1 pseudogene is annotated in these 370 nt (G+C 36.5%); it reads left to right on the top strand.

Annotated elements, in window-relative coordinates:
- Positions 1 to 244, top strand: a pseudogene (locus FS666_RS19505) (IS4 family transposase); the annotation flags it as partial.
- Positions 245 to 370 lie beyond the last annotated feature (126 nt).

The following is a 370-nucleotide window of genomic DNA, read 5'->3' as shown; positions in this document are numbered from 1 at the left end:
AATTGAGCTATTCTTTAAATGGCTCAAACAGCACGTAGAGATCAAACACTTTTATGGCATGAGCGAAACTGCCATTCAAAATCAAATTTTCCTTGCGCTCATTGCTTATTGTCTAAATGTCCTTATCCAGTTGGAGACAAAGAGCAAGAAATCTTTACTCCGGATCAGCCGCTGGTTAAAGAAAACTCTTTGGAAACCTGCATATGTCTGGATACGAAGATTTGATGGAAGATCTAGCCCGTAAATACATACACTGTCGTAGCTGCCAATAGTTTAATTGTATAATTTTTCCAAATGGGCAAACCACCTTTTATTCAAGCTTTGTCTTTTTGGCAAAAATTCGCGAAGATTTATAAATTGAATATTCCAA

The sequence above is a fragment of the Siminovitchia fortis genome, assembly GCF_007681465.1.
Classification (GTDB): Bacteria; Bacillota; Bacilli; order Bacillales; family Bacillaceae_C; genus Siminovitchia; species Siminovitchia fortis.
The sequence above is the reverse complement of the archived record's forward strand: the minus strand, read 5'-3'. Positions and strand labels throughout refer to the sequence as shown.